At 44.0% G+C, this 19,621-nt stretch carries 4 protein-coding genes; 2 read left to right on the top strand and 2 right to left on the bottom strand.

The window, feature by feature from the left end:
* Nucleotides 1-3 precede the first annotated feature (3 nt).
* Both Q1A08_RS05420 and Q1A08_RS05415 read left to right on the top strand, forming a co-directional pair.
* The gene (locus Q1A08_RS05420) at nucleotides 4-8,436 is read left to right on the top strand and encodes a DUF4347 domain-containing protein (protein ID WP_299770591.1); all 8,433 of its coding nucleotides are present in this window, start codon (nucleotides 4-6) and stop codon (nucleotides 8,434-8,436) included.
* Entirely contained in the window at nucleotides 8,429-11,440 is a 3,012-nt protein-coding gene (locus tag Q1A08_RS05415) for an EAL domain-containing protein (RefSeq protein WP_299770589.1), read from the top strand. Before Q1A08_RS05420 ends, Q1A08_RS05415 begins: the two co-directional genes overlap by 8 nt.
* 22 nt (nucleotides 11,441-11,462) lie before the next feature.
* Here the strand turns inward: Q1A08_RS05415 and Q1A08_RS05410 are convergent, their stop codons facing one another.
* Both Q1A08_RS05410 and Q1A08_RS05405 read right to left on the bottom strand, forming a co-directional pair.
* Nucleotides 11,463-17,873: a YDG domain-containing protein gene (locus Q1A08_RS05410; protein ID WP_299770587.1), complete on the bottom strand. Its 6,411-nt coding sequence runs from the start codon at nucleotides 17,871-17,873 to the stop codon at nucleotides 11,463-11,465.
* An 81-nt stretch (nucleotides 17,874-17,954) separates the two neighbouring features.
* A complete protein-coding gene (locus tag Q1A08_RS05405; protein WP_299770585.1) occupies nucleotides 17,955-19,619 on the bottom strand; it encodes a POTRA domain-containing protein in 1,665 nt (554 codons plus the stop codon).
* Nucleotides 19,620-19,621: the final 2 nt, after the last annotated feature.

The raw sequence follows: 19,621 nt of genomic DNA, 5'->3' as shown, positions 1-19,621 counted from the left end.
GATATGAAAATAACGAAAAGCTGCACACACAAGAAGGCAATTATTGAGCCGTTAGGAAAAAGGCTCCTGTACTCTGCTGATACGGCTTTTTCTGACTTGCTAATGTCGCCGAGTGAGGATAGGGATCATCAGCTTGTTACCGAGGAAATGCTAGACTTGATAACTGCTGATGATAGTAAAAAAGAACTGGTGCTTATCAACAGCGATGTAGCAGACATAGAAATTATTATTGATCAACTAGAAAGCAGCCCGAGAAATCTTGAATATCTAGTGATCGATGTTGCACAACAAGGCTCAAGCTTTGTGGGTCAGTATATAGCGTCAATGAACAATATTGATGCTATCCATCTTATCGGCCACGGAGAGCCTGGTAGTTTTCAGCTGGGCTCAGACACCATCAGTCAAGAATTCATTACTTCAAGTGCAGAAGAAATATCAAACTGGCAAGCGTCCCTATCTGAAAACGCGGCCATTCACTTATACGGCTGCGATATTGCATCAGAAAATAGCTATTTCGTCGATAGCTTGGCAGGAATTATAGGGCGTCCAGTATTTGCTAGCGAGGATACTACCGGGTTTTCAGAACTTGGCGGCGATTGGGTTCTAGAATATGGGAAAGACCAGCCTGCTTACAAGAATCTTTTTGATGAAAATTTCGCTCAGGTTTACGCCTCTGTTCTGGCGCCTAATACGAGCCCTACTTTTGATGTCCCAGATGGTCAATTGCTGGTAAATACTAGCGGGGGTATAGACATTATTAATGATGGTCTGGTCCAGGCTGATGGCAAAATCGTGGTAATGGGCCATGCCAATGATGGAAACTGGGATTACCTATTATCTCGTTATAACAGTGATGGCACGTTGGATGAGACATTTGGAACCGATGGTGCCGTACGATTGGATCTTGGCTCAGGACGGGAGCAGGGATTCGCGCTTGCTCAACAAGCAGACGGAAAGTTAGTTCTTGTCGGTAGTAAAGATGGACTTGATAGTAGTGGAAGTGACGTTTCTGATGACTTTGTCGTAGCTCGATTGAATACTGATGGGAGTTTAGATAATGGCTTTGGTAACTCTGGGTATATTCAGGTAAATTTTGCTGACGAAGGCGACTATCCTAGAGATGTCATAATTCAATCGGATGGCTCGATAGTAGTAGTCGGTGAAGTAGGGAGGGATGTCGGTGTACTCAAGTTGAACAGCAATGGTCAGCTTGATACTGGTTTTGGCACGAACGGTAAGCTTACTATCGATGTTAGTGGCAATACTGATTTAGCGAAGGCGGTTACTCAACTGGACGATGGTAGCCTGGTGATAGTCGGACACTCTATCGATACTAGCTATGACTTTCTGATGATAAATCTGTCACAAGACGGTAGTGCGGGTCCTAACTTTCATATTGTACGGCAGGATTTGGGTTCCAATAGTATTGATGCTTTCTATGCTGTTACTCAGCAAAACGATGGAAAAATAGTCGTTGCTGGTGCTTCGACGCTCAATGGTCACTACAACTCGACATTGGTACGAACGAACCTGGATGGCAGTTTTGATTCCTCATTTGGAAATAATGGTGTAGCCAATGAACCTGTGCTCTTAAGTAGCGATTATGCTAAAGATGTAGAGATACTTCCCGATGGTAGCTACATTACCGCCGGTTGGATTGGTAATGATTTCTCAGTTGTTAAATACAATTCGGCGGGTGCCTTAGACACTAGCTTTGCGAACGGCGGCGTCTATAAATCTCCGATTGGAGGTTACTCTGTCGCTGAAGCTGTCGAAGTTTTGCCAGACGGTAGCATTATTGCGATAGGACACTTCTCGGAAAACTCTGAATCCAAAACATTGGTATTTAAACTTGATGCAAATGGTGTCTTAGATCAAAGCTTTGCACCGAGTAGTACCATCAATGATAAGCCGACCTATGTAGAAGGTGCGGTACCGATAGTATTAGATTCAAGTATCGATATTGTCGATACGGAGCTTGACTCCCTTAACTCCGGCCAAGGTAATTATGCTGGTGCTAGTCTAACAGTAGAGCGTGTTGGAGGCGCTAACGCAGAAGATCTACTGGCGATTGCTGGGGCCAGCCTGATTAAGAGTGGCCAAGTAATAGCGACAGTTGATAACTCTATAGCGGGTAGAATCTCTATTAGCTTTACCGATGCCAATGGCGAAACTCCTACATCGCAAGATGTCGATGCCATATTCAGCCAAATCACCTATGCGAACAATTCTGATGCTCCACCTGCGAATATTCAACTCTCGTGGACCTTTAGCGATGGCAATAGTGGTGCGCAGGGTAGCGGAGGTGCGGCCACGGTGGTCGAGCAAAGTACAGTAAATATCACGGCTGTTGATGACCGTCCTGTTAACTCGGGCACCCCATTAGATGATGTTACCGCCTTTCTTAATCAGGACTTAGCTTTGGACCTAAGTGGTTTAGAGGTTAGTGATGCCGACTACGCAGGTGAACTTGTTAGAGTTGTTTTAAGTTCAACAAACGGAGAATTTAGTGGCCTCGCTGGAACCGGAGTAAGCGTCCAGACCTTCGCCAATGGGTTTATTGTCAACGGTAATATTAACGATGTTAATGCCTACCTAAATACGGTGGGAAACGTAACGTATAACAGTGATACTGCCGGCAATGATCAGATCAATGTGAGTTTTATTGTTGGTACTGTCACAGTCTCAGACGTAGACAGCTTTAATGTAGACGTTCTTGAGAATACCGCCCCAGTTGTTATAGCACCAACAACTATCTCGGTAGATGAAGATAGCGCTTCAAATTCGGTTACTGGCTTATCCATCACGGACGATGCTAGCAATGGCAATATCGAGGTGGAGCTAACTACAACAGGTGGATCACTAAATCTGGATCTTAATGGCCTCACCGTAGTCGCTGGAAGTAATGACTCTACAACGATTACAGTGATGGGCAGCTTGCCGGATGTAAATACAAGCTTGCAGACACTTAACTACAGCCCTGCTAATAATGTTTTTGGAGCCTCGGTTGATAGTATCGCTATCAGTGTAAACGATTTGGGCAGTAGTGGTGGGCCAGCTCTGACCACTACCGGTCAGATTGTAGTTGATATTAATGCTCAAAATGACGCGCCCACGGGTAGTGGCAATTACTCAGACACCCTATTGGTTACAGAGGGACAAAGTACTAATATTGATTTCACAGGGTTTACTGTCGATGATCTTGAAGGCGGAGATTTAACGCTGACTTTGAGGCCAATAAGTGGTGGTCAGCTGAGCTTTAATAATACTGCTAATGTATCGATAAATCATAATACAGCGACCAATGTCTACTCGATAATAGCAGATAAAGATACCTTAAATTCCTTCTTGTCCTTGGTAGATAGCATTCAGTATAGCCACCCAGATCTAAATCTGAGTGGTAGCAATGTTGACCGAATCTCTATACAAATTACCGATCAAGATATATCGGCTGGAAATTCGGGCATAACAGTAGTTTTACAAGCCATCGATGTAAGTATACAAGCGGTAAACAATGCGCCGACGATTTCTCTTTCGGATAATTACACGCTGGATGAAGACTCCACTTTAAATATTACAGATATACAAATCGCCGATTCAGATGCCGGTAACGCGGATGTGAGTGTCACCATTGAAGCACATTATGGCAGTTTGTCGCTTTCTCAAGTTACAGGTGTTAGTAGTAACGGAAGCCTAGTGACTCTGCAAGATGGCAGTACGATATATAGGCTCATTGTAGTGGGCTCTGTCGATGCTATTAATAATGTTATTGGTAGCCTGCAATATACGCCCGATCAGGACTTTTATGGTAATGGCGCTGATTCTATAAAAGTTAAAGTCGATGACCAGGGAAATACCGGCGGCCCCGCTGGGACAGCTTCTAAGGTTGCGACGCTAAATATAATACCCACTCCAGACCCAGCTACAAATACCGGAGCTGTACCCAGTACACTTGTTGTAACTGAAGACCAATTAAGCACCCTGGATTTAAGTTCGCTTGAGTTTGCAGATCCAGATTGGGACGTCGCTACTTCGCAGTATACCTTGACCTTAAGTACTTCTGCAGGAGGAAACTTAAATGTAAATAGTGCACTGCCTGTTAACATTCAAAATAGCGGGTCCAACTCAGTAACAGTCTCAGGCAGCTTGGCTGAGCTCAATCAACTATTGAACGAAACAACGGCGATTACCTACTTGCACGGTGTAGAAAACACCAATGGTTTAGCCGCAGATAGTTTGTCGATAAGTCTAGAGCAAGTAAGCTCGGACAATTTGGCTGCTCAGCAGATAGCGAATATCGATATCAACATAGCGGCTCAAAATGACGCCCCTTCAATAACAGTTCCTTCTCAAATTTCTGCAACAGCCGATCAAAATCAACCATTGGTTGGCATTAGCATTGCAGATGTAGATGCAGGCTCTGAAACTGTTTCGATTAGGGTTGCTGTCGAAACGGGTAGTTTATTCCTGGCTCAAACAACAGGATTAACAGTTGTATCGGTGGTGTTTACAAATGCCAATGGAGAGACAGTAAATGGCACTGAACTAGGCGGTAGTATTGCGGATATTAACCAAGCGCTAAATAGTTTGAGTTACACGGCTGCGAGTAATGTAGTGGGTGCAGGCGCCGACTCATTAAGTATCGTTATTAATGACGGCGGTAATACCGGTGGTGCAGCATTAGAGGCAAGTCGCGTAATAGATATTGATGTATCCCCTCAAGCCAGCAACCCAAGTAACAGTGGCACCCTACCCGCAAACTTAATGGTTGTTGAAGACACCTTAAGCCCACTGGGTCTAAGCAGTGTAGTGTTGGCAGACCCTGATGGTAGTGCCAGTAACTATCAGCTAACACTGAGCACTAATAATGGTCAGCTCCAAGTTAGTGGCGCGACTGGTTTGACGGTTAATCTTATAAGCCCTGGTACAGTGCAGCTAAGTGGCAGTATAAGCGATTTGAATACGTGGTTATCAAATAGTAGCGGATTGCTGTATCAGCATAATACAGAACACAGTTTTGGTGATGCGGCTGATAGTTTGAGTTTAAGTATCAGTGAAGGGCCTGGTTTCAGCACGAGCTTTGATTTGGGCTCGAGTGCTATCAACATAAGCGCCATTAATGATTTAGCGACGCTATCCACGCCTAGTTCAATTAATCTGCCTGAAGACGGCAGTCAGGCGGTTACAGGTATTGTTATAAATGATGTGGATAGCGATAGCTTTCATATAGAACTTAGTGTTCAGCAGGGCAGTTTAAACATCGTTGGTCTAGATGTGGGGCTGCTTAGCGGTGGTAGTAACGGCAGTGACTTTATTCGATTAAGTGGCAATCAATCTGACTTACAGCAGGCACTTAACAACTTAAATTATAGTGGCCCTGAAAACTTAAATGGTAACCAAGCCGATCAGATCACTGTGAAGCTCAGTGAAGAAAACGGCGGCACGATTGATAATGTGCTCAGCCAGAATATCGATGTCAATATCAGCACCGACAATGATGCCCCAGTCATTACTGCACCAACCTCTGTCTCGGTTACCAGCGGTGATTCGATAGTCTTAAATGGTATTAGTATCAGCGATGCTGATGCGGGCAGTGCTCAAGTCAATGTCAGTGTGGGTATTGCCCAAGGAACACTACAACTTGGGCAGTCTACAGGAGTTACTGCAAACCCTGTAAGCTTCACAGATGGAAGTGGCAATACGGTAACAGGTATCGAGCTGACGGGTAGCATAGATGATATCAATAATGCACTGGCGAGTCTAAGTTTGGCTACGCCAAGTGGCTTAAGCACTGCTGTCACAGAAACCCTCACTATTATTGCCAATGATTTGGGTAACAGTGGCGGTGTTGCTCAAGAAGCTGCAGCAACGGTATCCGTAACGATTAATGCTGCAGCTATTGGGGCTGACCCTAATAACGTTGGCAGTTTACCTAATCGATTTACTGTTGTAGAGGATGTGCTGAGTCCTTTGGACTTGAGCGCAGTTGAAATTCAAGATGCTGACAATAGCGCTAGTACTTATCAGCTTACTATTCAAACATCCAATGGTGATTTAAACGTAAGTGATGCCACAAATTTAACTGTAGTATTCACTAATGTGGGGACTGTTCAGCTAAGTGGTGCCCTTGTAGATATCAATAACTGGCTAAACAATAGTAGCGGCCTGAGCTATATGCACAGCATAGAGAATAGCTATGGCTCAGCCGCGGACAGCATCAGTTTATTCATAGCTGAAGGTCCGAATTTCACTACAGAGATTAGTTTGGGTTCGGTAGTTGTTGATATTACGGCGGTAAACGATGTAGCCACTATCACTGCCGATACCTCGATAAGTTTATTTGAAAGTAGCAGTAGAGATATAGCCCTAAGTCTAGCTGATGTCGATGGTGAAAATTTCAATGTTCAGATAAGCAGCCAACAAGGCGAAATCTACATAAAAAACTTAAACTCGACTCTGATTACTGGCGGCGAAAACAATAGTAAACAAATCAGTCTTAGTGGCAACCTAGCTGATATACAGGCAGCGCTAAGTAATTTGAGCTATATTAGCCCATCAATATCAGCCAATACCTTACAAGATCAAGTAACAATAAGTGTCACAGAAATAAATTCCGGGTTCTCGGTTAATACAATAAATGAATCAATTAATGTTTTGATTCTCTCTAGTAATGACGCGCCACAAATCAGTGGCCCAAGTACGATAGAAATTAATACGGAATCTCAACATATTACAGGAATCACAGTAAGTGACACTGATGCCGGCCTGTCAAATTTAGAGCTTAGCATATCTATTAGCAGCGGGAGTTTGAATATTAGTCCACAGGGGCAAGCTTCGATACAGCCCGCCTCAACAGAAAAAGCCATTGTCCTGCAAGGTACAATTACTGATCTGAATGCGACCCTTCAAAGTTTGATTTACGAAAATAGCTTCGAGCATCTAGAAGGTGACAGTCTTGAAATCTCGATAAACGATTTGGGGTCGACTGGTGGCCAAGCAAAAAGTGATAGTTTAATCATTAACCTGGACCTAAACCCTACGAATGTAGCACCATTGAGCGAAAATAGCCTTATTGTAATCGATGAGGATCAACGCTATACCCTATCTCTGAATCAGTTTACATATATAGATAAATATAATGATTCATTAAGCGTGATTGAAATTGATAGTGAAGCTATATCCGGACAGCTCTTCTTAAACGGTGAAAAGATATTAGCTAAGCAAACTATTGATCCTCAAGAAATTATCGACGGAAACTTAATTTACCAGCCAGCTAAGGATCAAAACGGAATCGCTTTAGATAACGTTAAATTCCGTGTGGCTGACAGTTCCAATGAATGGTCAGAGACTTACACTATTCAAATTGATGTTGAAGCAGTGAATGATCAGCCAAGCAATACCGGAGCTTCACTAGCAGACAGAGAAGAACAAGCCCTTAGTTGGTTTGATGTCAGTTTGGAAAAAATAACAGCCTACGATATAGATGCGTACGATACAGAGTTACAGCTAAGGATTGCACTCGTAGGAAGTGGTGAGCTTGAGGCGGAGACAGGCCTGAATCTTACCTTGATAGAAGAGTCACCACAAACTATTGTACTGAGTGGAACATTAGAAGCGATAAATACTTTCCTTGATGATCAGACATCTCTAAAGGCTAGGTCTACAGATAATATCGAACAAAATATACAGATTGTTGTGGAAATCAATGATATGGGTAATACCGGTAAGGGCCAGAGTGATTGGGTTTCTTTGGCTGAGACAAACATATCAATAGAACCTTTTTTGGCACCGGTTGTTGAATTAACGCCAAATTTTAATGAAGATCTATCTCAAGAGATTCCCGTAGAGCATAAAAATGCTATTCCACCACTAGATCAAATTGAAAAGCCTGATAGTGAGAACGCTCAAGAAGAAAAAGTTGATCCACAAGAGCATGTAAGCACTGACTTAGACCCAGAGCTTAAGCTTGTCGCTACTGGTTTTGATATAGATGGAGTGGAAGCAGTTATTGCCACCCCCTCATCTTTTGATGATCAAGAGTTTGATAGAGATAATCAACAAGAACAATATGATCAACTAACGAGCAGGTTGGCTTTGAGCAAGGCTATGGCACAGGATGTTGCCGATTATAACAAAGCCGCCTATCAGTTTAAAAGCGATGGTGACCTGGATAGAAATAGTACTAACACCGAGAATACCCAAGAGGTGCCTTCTGCAGCGAAAATTGGACAGGTATTTGGCGCTGGAGCTGGCTTGGGTTTACTTTGGTGGCTTTCGAGGGCAGGTTCTCTACTAGCGGCAATGATATCAATTCGCCCTCTTTGGAATGAAATTGATCCGTTACCAATCTTGAGCAAAAATAAATCAGCTTCAAAGGAACGCGCTGAGGTGCTCAAGGATGAAGAGAGCAAGGATGAAGAGAGCAAAGATGATTAAAAAGAGCGTAGAGAAGATAATAAAAGAGCCTATTTATAGGATTAGCTTTGGCTTGGCTCTGTTAAGTTTGGTGCTTTTTTTTGTAGCTGATAGTTTGGGGATCAAGCCCCACACTTCTGTGGATTTAAATAAAGCTCAAAGATCTTTTGAAAGGCTTGCTGTACATGAAATAGCTCAAACTATCATATCGGGTGATTCAAATTTAGCAAATGCAATTGCTAAGACTGAAGAAAGTGTAGCCGTATCTTATGCCATACTATTAGATCCTTCTGGCGACGTTTTAGAAGTCTATGGGGATTACAAAAATACAACTGATAGCGCAACTTACAATGTGCCGTTGGTACTTGCCAGTTGGATCGGAGATGGTGAGCTCAAAATCGGTTTTGAGCAGGCCTCTGAAAGCAGTCGATTTGACCAGGCCTTAATGTTTATAGGCTTTATAGTTTTAAGCGGGTTTTTTATATATATTCTTTTTTTGCGTCGTGTAATGGAAGGCATAAACCCTGAAAGTGTGATCCCTGAGAGAGTTAAAATCGCACTAGATACGTTGTCTGAAGGCTTAATGATTGTCGACACAGACAATAAAATCGTGTTCGCTAATGAGAGCTTTTGCAAAACAGTGCACTTACCAATGGAAAAGCTTCTCGCCAAACAAAGTCAACAGTTGGCATGGGAAGTCGATGAAGCCAATAGAGAAGTAGGCCTGCCTTGGTTAAAGACTCTAGCTAATGGCGAGAGTGTACGTTCAGTAATGCTGTCATTTGTTGGGAAATCTGGACTAAAAACCCCCCTTTCTACTAATGCTTCTGCCATCCTTGGGGTCAATGGAGAGCTCATGGGAGCACTGGTCACAATCGATGATATATCAAAAGTCGAAAAAACAAATCAAGAGTTAACCAGATTAATATCTGAACTCGATAAAAGTCAGCGTGAAATTAATAGGCAAAATAAAGAGCTAAAATATTTAGCGACGAGGGATTCCCTGACGGGGGTGCTAAATCGTAGATCACTTATGCAGAATCTCGACGCAAGCATGATCTCTGCCTATGATTCCCATGAGCCTATATGTTGTTTAATGATTGATATTGATCACTTTAAGCGAGTGAATGACAACTACGGGCACTTGGAAGGTGATAATGTCATTAAGCTTTTGGCCAATACCCTAGTAAAGCACAGCAGGCCTAATGATCTCGTTGGTCGTTATGGAGGCGAAGAGTTCTTACTTATCCTTCCTGGCTCTAACGAAGAAGCCGGTTTTGCTACTGCTGAACGCATCCGTGCAGCGATTGAAACTAGCCACCATAGTCAGCGCGATAATCATATTCCAGTTACGGCTAGTTTTGGTATCAGCTGCTGTTTTACTGGTTCTGAAGATGTAAGAATCGACGCCGCGGAGTTTATTGACCGAGCGGATATGGCTCTTTATAAGGCCAAACAAACGGGGCGTAATAAGGCTATCTGCTGGTCTAAAGATTTAGAGCATAGCTCAAGGTCGGAAAGTTCAAACATTAAAAAAGAGGCCATCAAGTCAAAGCCTAGACTTGAATATAAAGTCGCTAGCTCCGGAACGACTGAAGTAGCAAAGAAATCACTTGTTGGAAGTTCCTTAGGACGAACTGTAGAGACTACAGTTTTCTTGGATAGAATCAGTCAAGCTTTAAAGTCCTCGAAGCGTGGAGAAGATACTAATGCCATCGTAGTTTTTAACTGTGATGAAATTCAATATGTGTATGAAACCATGGGGATCAGCCACGCCGAAAACTTAAGCGATAAACTACTTAGTAGAATAAGCAAAATGCTTAGGGAAACTGATACAGTTGCGATTAGTGACGATGAACGTGGCAACTTTAGTGTTTCACAAATTAGTACTAATGATGTTGTTGTACTTCTTCCTGGAGTGGCCGCTGAAACAGATATTAGCAATATCATGCATCGGATTTTTGTGGACCTCAAGCGCCCGGAACATGTTAATTCTCACGATGTATTTCTTGACTGTTACGCGGGTATTTCAATTGCAGGTGTAGATGGTGACAACCCTGAGGATCTCATTCGATTTGCCAGTCAAGCGATGTTAGAGGCTAAACGAAGCAAATTGAAACAACGGTTTTTATTCTTCTGCCAGGAAATTGATGCTAACTGTAGGCGCCAGTTTACTTTGGAGTCTGATCTATATAAAGCTATAGAACAGGAGCAGTTCTTCTTGCACTACCAACCTAAAGTTATTGTAGGTTCGGGGCAGGTATACGGCTTAGAAGCTTTAATACGCTGGAAACACCCTGATTTGGGGATTGTATCCCCTGCCGAATTCATTGGATTATCGGAAAGAATTGGATTAATAGGATCTATAACTGAGTGGGTAATTCGAAAGGCGGCAGAAGATTTCCATCACTGGCAATCGTTGGGCCTAAGTGTCGATAAGATTGCAGTGAACCTGTCGGCAAGCGAGTTTCATGACCAGAAACTCGCTACTAATCTAATAACCTTGCTGGATGAGGTAAAAATTCCAAAAAACAATATCGAGTTTGAGATTACGGAAACAGTTCTTATTTCAAACAAGTATGCAGCGGTTTGTTTAATGGAAACACTATCTGAGGCAGGCATTCAAATTACGCTTGATGATTTTGGCGTTGAGTATTCTTCGTTGGCGTATATTAAGCACTTCCCTATCGAGTCTATTAAAATAGATCGCTCTTTTATTAGCGAGTTAAACACAGATCGTTGTAATGCCGCTATTGTTAAATCAATGATTTCACTGGCCAAAAGTTTGGGTTTATGTGTGATTGCTGAAGGTGTAGAGACAGAAGAACAACTAGCTTTCCTACATGCTTTAGCTTGCGATAAAGCGCAAGGATTTTTCTTGGAAAAGCCAATTTCTGCTGAACAAGTGATCAAGCTTTTAAAGAATAAAACACTTTATGATAGCAATAAGCTTTACTACGAAAGCGAAGACATTATTCGCCCTTATGTCGGTGATTCTGTAGAGCCACTTAGCGGTATTATCTAAGTGGCTCTTCTTTGTTTTGAAGCTACTTCCCGGGTGTGCTGTCATCCGGACATTGTACCAGCTCTACTTCTTTGAGGTCTTGATCACATAAATTTTCAAGGCTGTGTAATTGGGCTGTTTCGTCTGGGCGCTTACTACCACCACCAAAGACTAAGAGGTCACCTTCTAATAGACTATCTACGCTTCCTTCGTCACCTTCACCTCCCGAGGCTGTTGGGCCAAGTGGAAGGCCTAGGCCACTAGGCCCAGAAATCTGCGGAGGAATTGCTCCTCCAGGGGCGACAGGGTTATTTGCGCCTTCGCCGTTATTTGAAGCAGCGCTAATCTCTAAGTTACCGTCTACATAATTGATATCATAGTTTTGCGAGTCAAAGCCGGAAATACTGATGCTATAGTTCCCAGGGCTTGCAGCTCCTTGGGAGCTGCCTCCGTAGCTAGCTTCTCCGTTTAAGTTGGCTATCGATTCTCCATTCACAAAGCCAGTAGCGGTAAATCCATTGCCACCAGAGTACGTCGGCCCCGACTCTTTGCTGTCATCGTTTGCAAGAATGGTAAGGTCTGTCGGTGTAACGTCTGCTGTACTATTGCTATCCGTATTGCTTAATACATAGTTGCCGGCGTCTGTGCCAGAAAGCTCAATGTCAGTACTACTAACATTAATACCGGTAGCTGCATTGGCATCGTCAAAGTTATTGCTAGTCGAGGACGCGCTAACGGTATCGCCCTCTTCTAAGCCCGTGAGATTAAAATCTACAGTTGCAACAGTTGTACCGTCGTATATTTTATCGCTTGCTGTTGTGCTTACCGAAATTTCCTTTGCAAATATATCGGCGCTGTCAGTACTACTATCGCTTACTAAAACATAGTTTCCACTATCCAAGCCCGACAGCACCAAGCCTTCCGTGGTCACTGTCTTGTTAGAGCCCGCATTTTTATCGTCAAATGCACTACCGCTGGCACCTACCAGCACCGTATCACCCGCAATAATACCGTCCAGCTCTAAGCTCACGTCAGCCTGGGTACTACCATCATAGATTTTGTCACTTGCTGTGCTGTTAACGGTAATTGTTTTAGCGTTGATATCTGCACTTGCGTCAGTATTGGCAATGGTAATATTGTAGTTGCTTGCATCATTGCCTGATATGTTCAGATCACCGAAGCTCACGGCCTTGTTTTGACCAACATCTTTGTCATCAAAGTTTGCAGTACCGCTACTGATACTGACATCATCTCCGACGATAATTTCGCCGTTACTATCAATATTAAAGCTGGCGATAGCTGTGCCGTCATATTCTTTATCGGCTACACTCACATTGACACTGACATCTTTTACATTGATATCGGCTGTGTCTGTGATGGTGGTATCAGCTAGGACATAATTCCCGCCATCGTCACCCGATAAGGTGATTCCCGTTGAGGTAACAGTTTTGTCGACTCCCACGTTTTTATCACCAAAGCTATCGGATGATGAACTTACGTTTACAGTATCTCCGCTGATGACTCCAGAAAGCTCTAATTCAACGTTTGCCGATGTGTTGCCATCGTAGATTTTATCCGCTGCCGTGCCGGTGGCGGTGATTTGTTTAGCGGTAATATCCGCTGTGACATCGGTATTGGCGATGGTGATGTTGTAGTTGTCTTGGTCATCCCCACTGATGGTGAGATCGCCAAAGGTAACGGTTTTTCCGTCTCCAACATTCTTATCAACAAAGTTCGCATTGCTGCCGGCGATGGTGACATCGTCGTCACTAATGATGGTGCCGCTGCTATCGATATTAAAATCAGCAGTGGTGGTGCCGTCATAGATTTTGTCTTCGACGGAGGCGGTTACGGTGACGTCTTTTTTAAAGATGTCCGCCGTATCGGTGAGTGTAGTTTCGGCTAAGACATAGTTGCTGCCGTCTGCTCCACCCAAGGTCACGCCGGATGAGGTAACGGTTTTACCGTTACCAGCGTTCTTATTGTTAAAGGTGTCGCTGCCAGAACTTACGGTGACGGTATCGCCGGTGAAGACGCCGCTTATAGCAAGATTCACATTGGCAGTATCGTTACCGTCATAGGTTTTGTCATCAGCAGTACTGCTAGCGGTGATCTCAAACGGGGTGATATCGGCTTGAACCACAGCCGTGCTGTTGGCAATTTCATAGTTGCCTGCATCAGTGCCGCTTAGGCTATAACCGCCAATGGTGACATCTTTGTCATCGGCGACATTTTTATCGACGAAGCTGCCGCTGGCGCCGGTGAGGCTAATGTTATCGCCGGCGATAAAGTCGGTAGTGCCTGCGGTGACATCAGCATTAACGGTGCTGTCGTAAATTTTGTCGGCCGCTGTACCGGTAACGGTGATTTGTTTGGCGGTGATGTCGGCAGTATCAGTAACTGTTGTATTGGCAAGCACATAGTTAGTGCTATCGCTACCGGACAATGTGACGCCGCTTGAAGTTACGGTCTTATTTTCGGCGACATTTTTATTGTCAAAGGTATTATTGTTTGTTGTCGCACTTACTGCATCCCCGCTTATAACACCTGTAAGCGAGAAGTCCACGGTAGCACTATCATTGCCATCGTAAACTTTGTCATTGGCGCTTGCAGAAGCACTAATTTCCTTTGGGGTAATATCCGCTTGAGCGTTGCCTATCGAAACGGTGTAATTTCCTGAATCATCTCCGGTAAGGTTTATGCTGGATATATTTACGGTTTTGTTATCGCCCACATTTTTATTTAAGAACTCAGCGGTACCGCCATTAGCAGTTACATCATCTCCCGAAACCAGGCCATTGATATTTAGAGAATTAATAACAGCGCTAGTGTTGCCGTCATAAATTTTATTGTCTACAACAGCAGCAATCGTTAGCTGCTTTGGATCAATGGTTAAGGTTATTGGGGCTCCCGCTACGTTAATGTTGTACTGAGATGAATGAATATTGTAATTTAAGTCTAATCCGCTATAGCTTCCTACATTTTCCGAATTAGTACTTACAGTATTGCCTTCAACCAAAAGATCACTTGCTAAAACACTGTAAATGAAACTTAAGCTTGTCGATCTAGTTTCCCCATTGTAGGTGAATGATGTGCCTCCATTGCTTAAGATGGTAATGCCCACATTTCGATATAGAGAATTGATTCCAGGAGTGGTATTGCCTTCTGATATACACCAGATGCCAGCACCGCCGCAGGCAGAAAAATCGAAGCCTTGATAACTGCTTTGCGAATTGAGCAATGCCTCCGTACTTAAACCGATACTATTACTGATGTTAGCCGAGCCGCCTATTCCTCCGCTGTTATCCAAGGCATTCCAAAAGCTATTACTGATCGAACTATCGGCACTGGAATCACCAACTAGCCCGAAGCTGCCGGCAGCGTTGACTTCGCCTCTGGCGTAGCTAGTGTTTATTGAAGAATTATTCGTTAGTGTGCCAATTAGTCCTCCTGCACTTGAACTAGAGGCTTCAATATCACCTACTGCATAGCTATCGCTTATTTGACTGTTATTAGCATTGCCGATAAGGCCGCCAATATTATCGTCACCGCTGATGCTTCCGATGCTGTAGCTGCTACTGATGGAGCTGTTAGTGAATAGCCCTGCTAGCCCACCAACACTATTGCCAGAGCTAACATTCATCAAGGAGAAGCTGTTTTGAATGCTGCCATCTTCTGAATTGCCGATTAGCCCGCCGGCGCGGGATTCGGTATTACTAATGCTACCGTAGGACTCGGAATTATTAATGTGGCTGTTTTGACCAAAACCAATTATGCCACCGGTCTCACCCGTATTTTTAATCTGGCCATTGAATAAGGCATTATTTACAGTGGTATCTTTGGCTCGCCCGATGATACCTCCGTGTCGCCTACGCTCGCCTTCGATATTCCCTGTATATTCAGCGCCATTAACCGTGACTCTTATGCTGTAACCAATAATACCGCCGGTTGCTTGTTCACCATCGATAACTTGAGAACTACGGACGTTATTTAGAACTACATCCGTAGCGATGCCAAACCAGCCGCCCACGCGGTAATCACCAGTCACGCTATTGTTTAAAGAAATATTGCTAAATGTGGAACTGGGAGTGCCGTTGTTTGAAGTTAGGTAGCCAACTAGGCCTCCGATAGCTTGCCGACCATCTCGCCCTGTGACTGAGCCATTTGCAGTAATGTCGTCGAACTGTAGGTTTTTGCCTTGACCTAAAATGCCACCGCTGCTTTTGCCACCAGAGATATCGCCGCTAAATTGAACGGATTGCAAATTAAGCTGATCAGAGAATCCGACTATACCACCTACGTATTTTGCCGAATTAAGCGCAGTGATATTTGCATCTACTTGAGAGTTACTGATACTGCTTCCAGTCGCAGAACCCGTTAAGCCACCAATATTCTCACGTAGATTGTCGGCTTCCCTTACGGTGATATTGCCGCTGTAGCTAGATGAATCGATGGTGCTGCCATCGGCATTACCGACCAGCCCTCCCAAACTGTTTGCGTGTGCTGAAATATCACCTGCGAAACTGCTATCGCTTATTGTCGATGATGTCGCTCGTCCTGCCAGTCCTCCAACTTGTGAGCGATTCTTACCCGCCGAGCGTATGTTGCCCTGGCTATGCACATTACTGACAAATGAGTTATTCGTCGCGCCTATTAGTGTGCCGACATTAGTGCGGCCAACGATATCAGCATTTTCGATGCTGAAGTTTTTGAAATAGCTACCGGATGCAGCTCCCTGGCCAATTAGCCCGATATTACTCTCAGAATTACGATCTATGGTTAAGTTATCAATCTTGTGTCCAAGACCATTGATTCCACCTGCAAAGTTAGCGATTGGATCAAAGTTTTTGCCTGTCCCATCAATATCGTCACCAAGCACATAGTGACCATTTCCAATGGCTTCAAGCTCGTCTATCGCTGATTCAGCTGTAGCAGAGCCAACACTGGAATTATTACCATTAATGACTTGGAACTGTACACCATCTTCTAGATAAACAGCATCTGCACCGGATAAGGTAATGGTGACATCGTCCGCAAGTTGAATTTTGTTGTTACGAGCAAATGTATCAAAATCAAAACCGCTTCCGAGAGATTGACTCCAGTCATTAGTTACTGAATCAAAACTTAAGCCGCTATACAGTTCAATGCCGGAGTTATCACCACTGCTGCTAATATTGGCATTTATATTTATTTCGTTCTCAGCCTGTAGGGTCAATACGGAGTTATCCGAACTCCAGCTGATCTCAGCATTGACGGAAATGTCGCCATTTCCACCAGGGCTGCCTTCATTGGTGGTTTGAATGCGCACGTTTCCACCTGAATTTAAAGTACTGCTAAGGGTATTGGCATTAACGTCTGCGTCTGCGGCGTTGGAGATGACAATATCGTTGGGATCAATTAGCCAGTTGCCATTTTCGTCTTGCCCGCTCAGATATACTTTTGTGTCTTGCGAAATATTCACTTTAGCTGCTGAGGTTTCTATAAAGCCGCCGCTGCCATCGCTGCTTGAAACGTCTAGTGTTCCGCTATTCTCTAATGTGCCGCTCCTCATATCAGCCAGTAAAACAATCTTTCCGTCTTTTTCTGCTAAGCCTTGAGCTTGTACAATGCCTTCGTTGTTTACTGTTGCAGCGCTTAGTTCATTAGCCGCTTGGGCTAACATTAGTATTTGTCCACCGTTCGCTTCTATTATCGACTTGTTTTCTACTAACGCATCATAGGTGCCGCGATCGACCTCTAAATCCAATAAGCCCCCAGCGCCGAAACTCAAAACAATACGATCACCCGCCGCCATAGCGACGTTTGCTCGCCCAGAATCGGATGTGTTTGCAACTAGATAGCCTTGATTTGAAACTTGATTGCCTAGAAGGGCAATGGTGCTAGCATGAATACTTCCCTGATTGATAATTTTAGACCGGTTATCATCGCTGTTGGTGAACAGCAAGGTACCATCCATAAAATCATTATCAGTGATATCCAGTGTAGAAGCGACAATGGCGGCAGCATTGACTTGAGACCCTGGTGCGAAAGTAACGCCATTTGTATTAACTAGAAAAATTTGACCGTTGGCATTGAGTTGGCCGAATATCTGGCTGGTATTGGAGCCAAAAATTCTATTTAAGGCTACTGAGCTTTGATTGGGTTGATTGAAGTTGACAGTCTCATTGCTATCAATATCGAAGCTATTCCAATTAATAACCGTACGTTGACTTTCTTGGTCAACGGTCATGACGCTGCCGCTTTCTGATATTTGTGCGCTGCCTTGTACGATTGTCCCCCCGGTTGGTAGCGCCAAAACCAGTTGGCCGTTTGCAAGAAGAATAATTGTACTAATCGATTTGGCGAGGGTGCGTTTTGTGCTACCGCTACTATTACGCTTCTGCTTTGCTTGTTCCCCGGCGACTTGCCATTGGCCCAAAGAAAAGTTCCAGATGTGCTGAAAAGTACGGTTCATGATGATTCCCTCTTCTATTGTCTTGCCTTGGCGAAAGCAGCCTTCCGAGCCGCTTTTGATAGGCCGAGGATTAGTTAGTATCTAGAATTGCCAAATGATTTGGGCCCAAAGCCTTGGGGTTTTATCTTCGTCGCTAAGTGGTGCGCTATCGGTTCTCCATGCACTACTCAAGCTTAAGAACCAATCTTCGTTCGGTCGCCACTGCAGAGCCAAGCCCGCACCAGAGAGCTCGCGATCGTTGTTGATATCACCTGGCAGAGGATCGATATATCTTTCGCCCATAGCGGCTTCAAAAAAAGCAGATAATAGCCATTGAGGGCTATAGTGATAAAAAATCTCTGTTGAAATGAGAGCGCCTTGATCGACTAGCGATTCGCCTTGGGGGTAGGCGCGAATACCTTGTGGCCCGCCTAATAGCAATTTTTCGCTACTGTTTAGATTATCTTCTGAGAACTGTGCGATGCCTTTTACTTGTAGGCGCCAGCTATCGTTCAACCAGCGACTGTGCTGTCCGGTGAGTAATAAATGGGAAAAGTTATCTTTTATATTGTAAAGGTCAGAGCTGTCTGCAAGCATGTCATCGCTAACATCGCCTAGCGCAAGGCTTGCGGAGAACTGGCTGAAATTCGATTCTTCATCGATATAGTCTCCACTGATACTAAGTTCGACGGAATCTATTTCTCGGTCACTAAACTGGCCAAGATTATTGTTGCTATCTTGATAGGTGGCGCGCCTAAAACTAATCGCACTATTTAAGTTATAGCTCAGGCTGTGTACCCAAGGGTGTTGATAATTGATGTCGAACTGAGTGTTGTCGCCTTCTGCTCCAAGTGCTTTAAATTGCTTTTGCAATTCATAGTCACTGCGCTGAACGCCAAGATTGATTCGGCCGCCGTAAGTACCGACAGGTAAGCCAGCTCTAAGCTGTGCAAATTGATAACCCTCTTCGCTGCTAGCAAGCCGCATTTGAAGATATTCGCCATAGCCAAAGGCATTGTTGCTTTGGAGTAAAGTGCCAAGGCGAGTAGCATTGGTGAATCGGTTGCCGAGGTTATCGAGTGATATATTGCCGTTAAAAATTGGCTTATCGGTAGTGGCAAGTTTTAATACGCTACCACCTAATTTTTCACCAGGAATAAGTCGAGCTTTGGCTTTTACGCCAGGCAAGTCATTTAAAAGGCGTAGCTGCTTTTCAAGTTCATCCGTTTTAAGGCTAGCGTCTTGCTGAATTCGATCGATAAATCGACGTGTGACTTTGGGCTTTAGTCGGCCTTCGTTCTCAACGATAATTTCTTCAATCTTTCCTTCTAAAACAATAATCACCAATTCGCCATTGGCTATACTCTGTGCGGGAAGATAGGCCCAGGCTGTAAAATAGCCTTTGTCGCGATATTGCCGAGTTACACGTAGAGCAATTTGCTTTAGGCTCGCGAAGTCATGCTGCTTTCCAATCTCGTCTTTTAGATTTTCAAGAATGTCGTCTTGGCTAATTTGCCTTGCGCCTTCGATGCGAATTTTTCGAACCTTAACCAAAGGCCCTTGGCTCGCTGGTTCTTCCGCTTCATCATTAAATTGTTCGAATACACTTTCTTTTGCCTTAGATTTTATTTCAGGCAAAGATTCGTTTTGTTTATTGAGGCTGCCCGACGTAGGCAGAACTTGTTGTGCGTATAGGGAAAAACTAGAAAAAGTACAAAGTGTCCCTACCGTAAAACAGCCAATCATTTTGCTGTATGAGGAAAACATGT

The organism is uncultured Pseudoteredinibacter sp., from assembly GCF_947500695.1.
Lineage (GTDB): Bacteria > Pseudomonadota > Gammaproteobacteria > Pseudomonadales > Cellvibrionaceae > Pseudoteredinibacter.
Note: the sequence above shows the minus strand (reverse complement) of the source record. Positions and strands in the feature narration are given on the sequence as shown.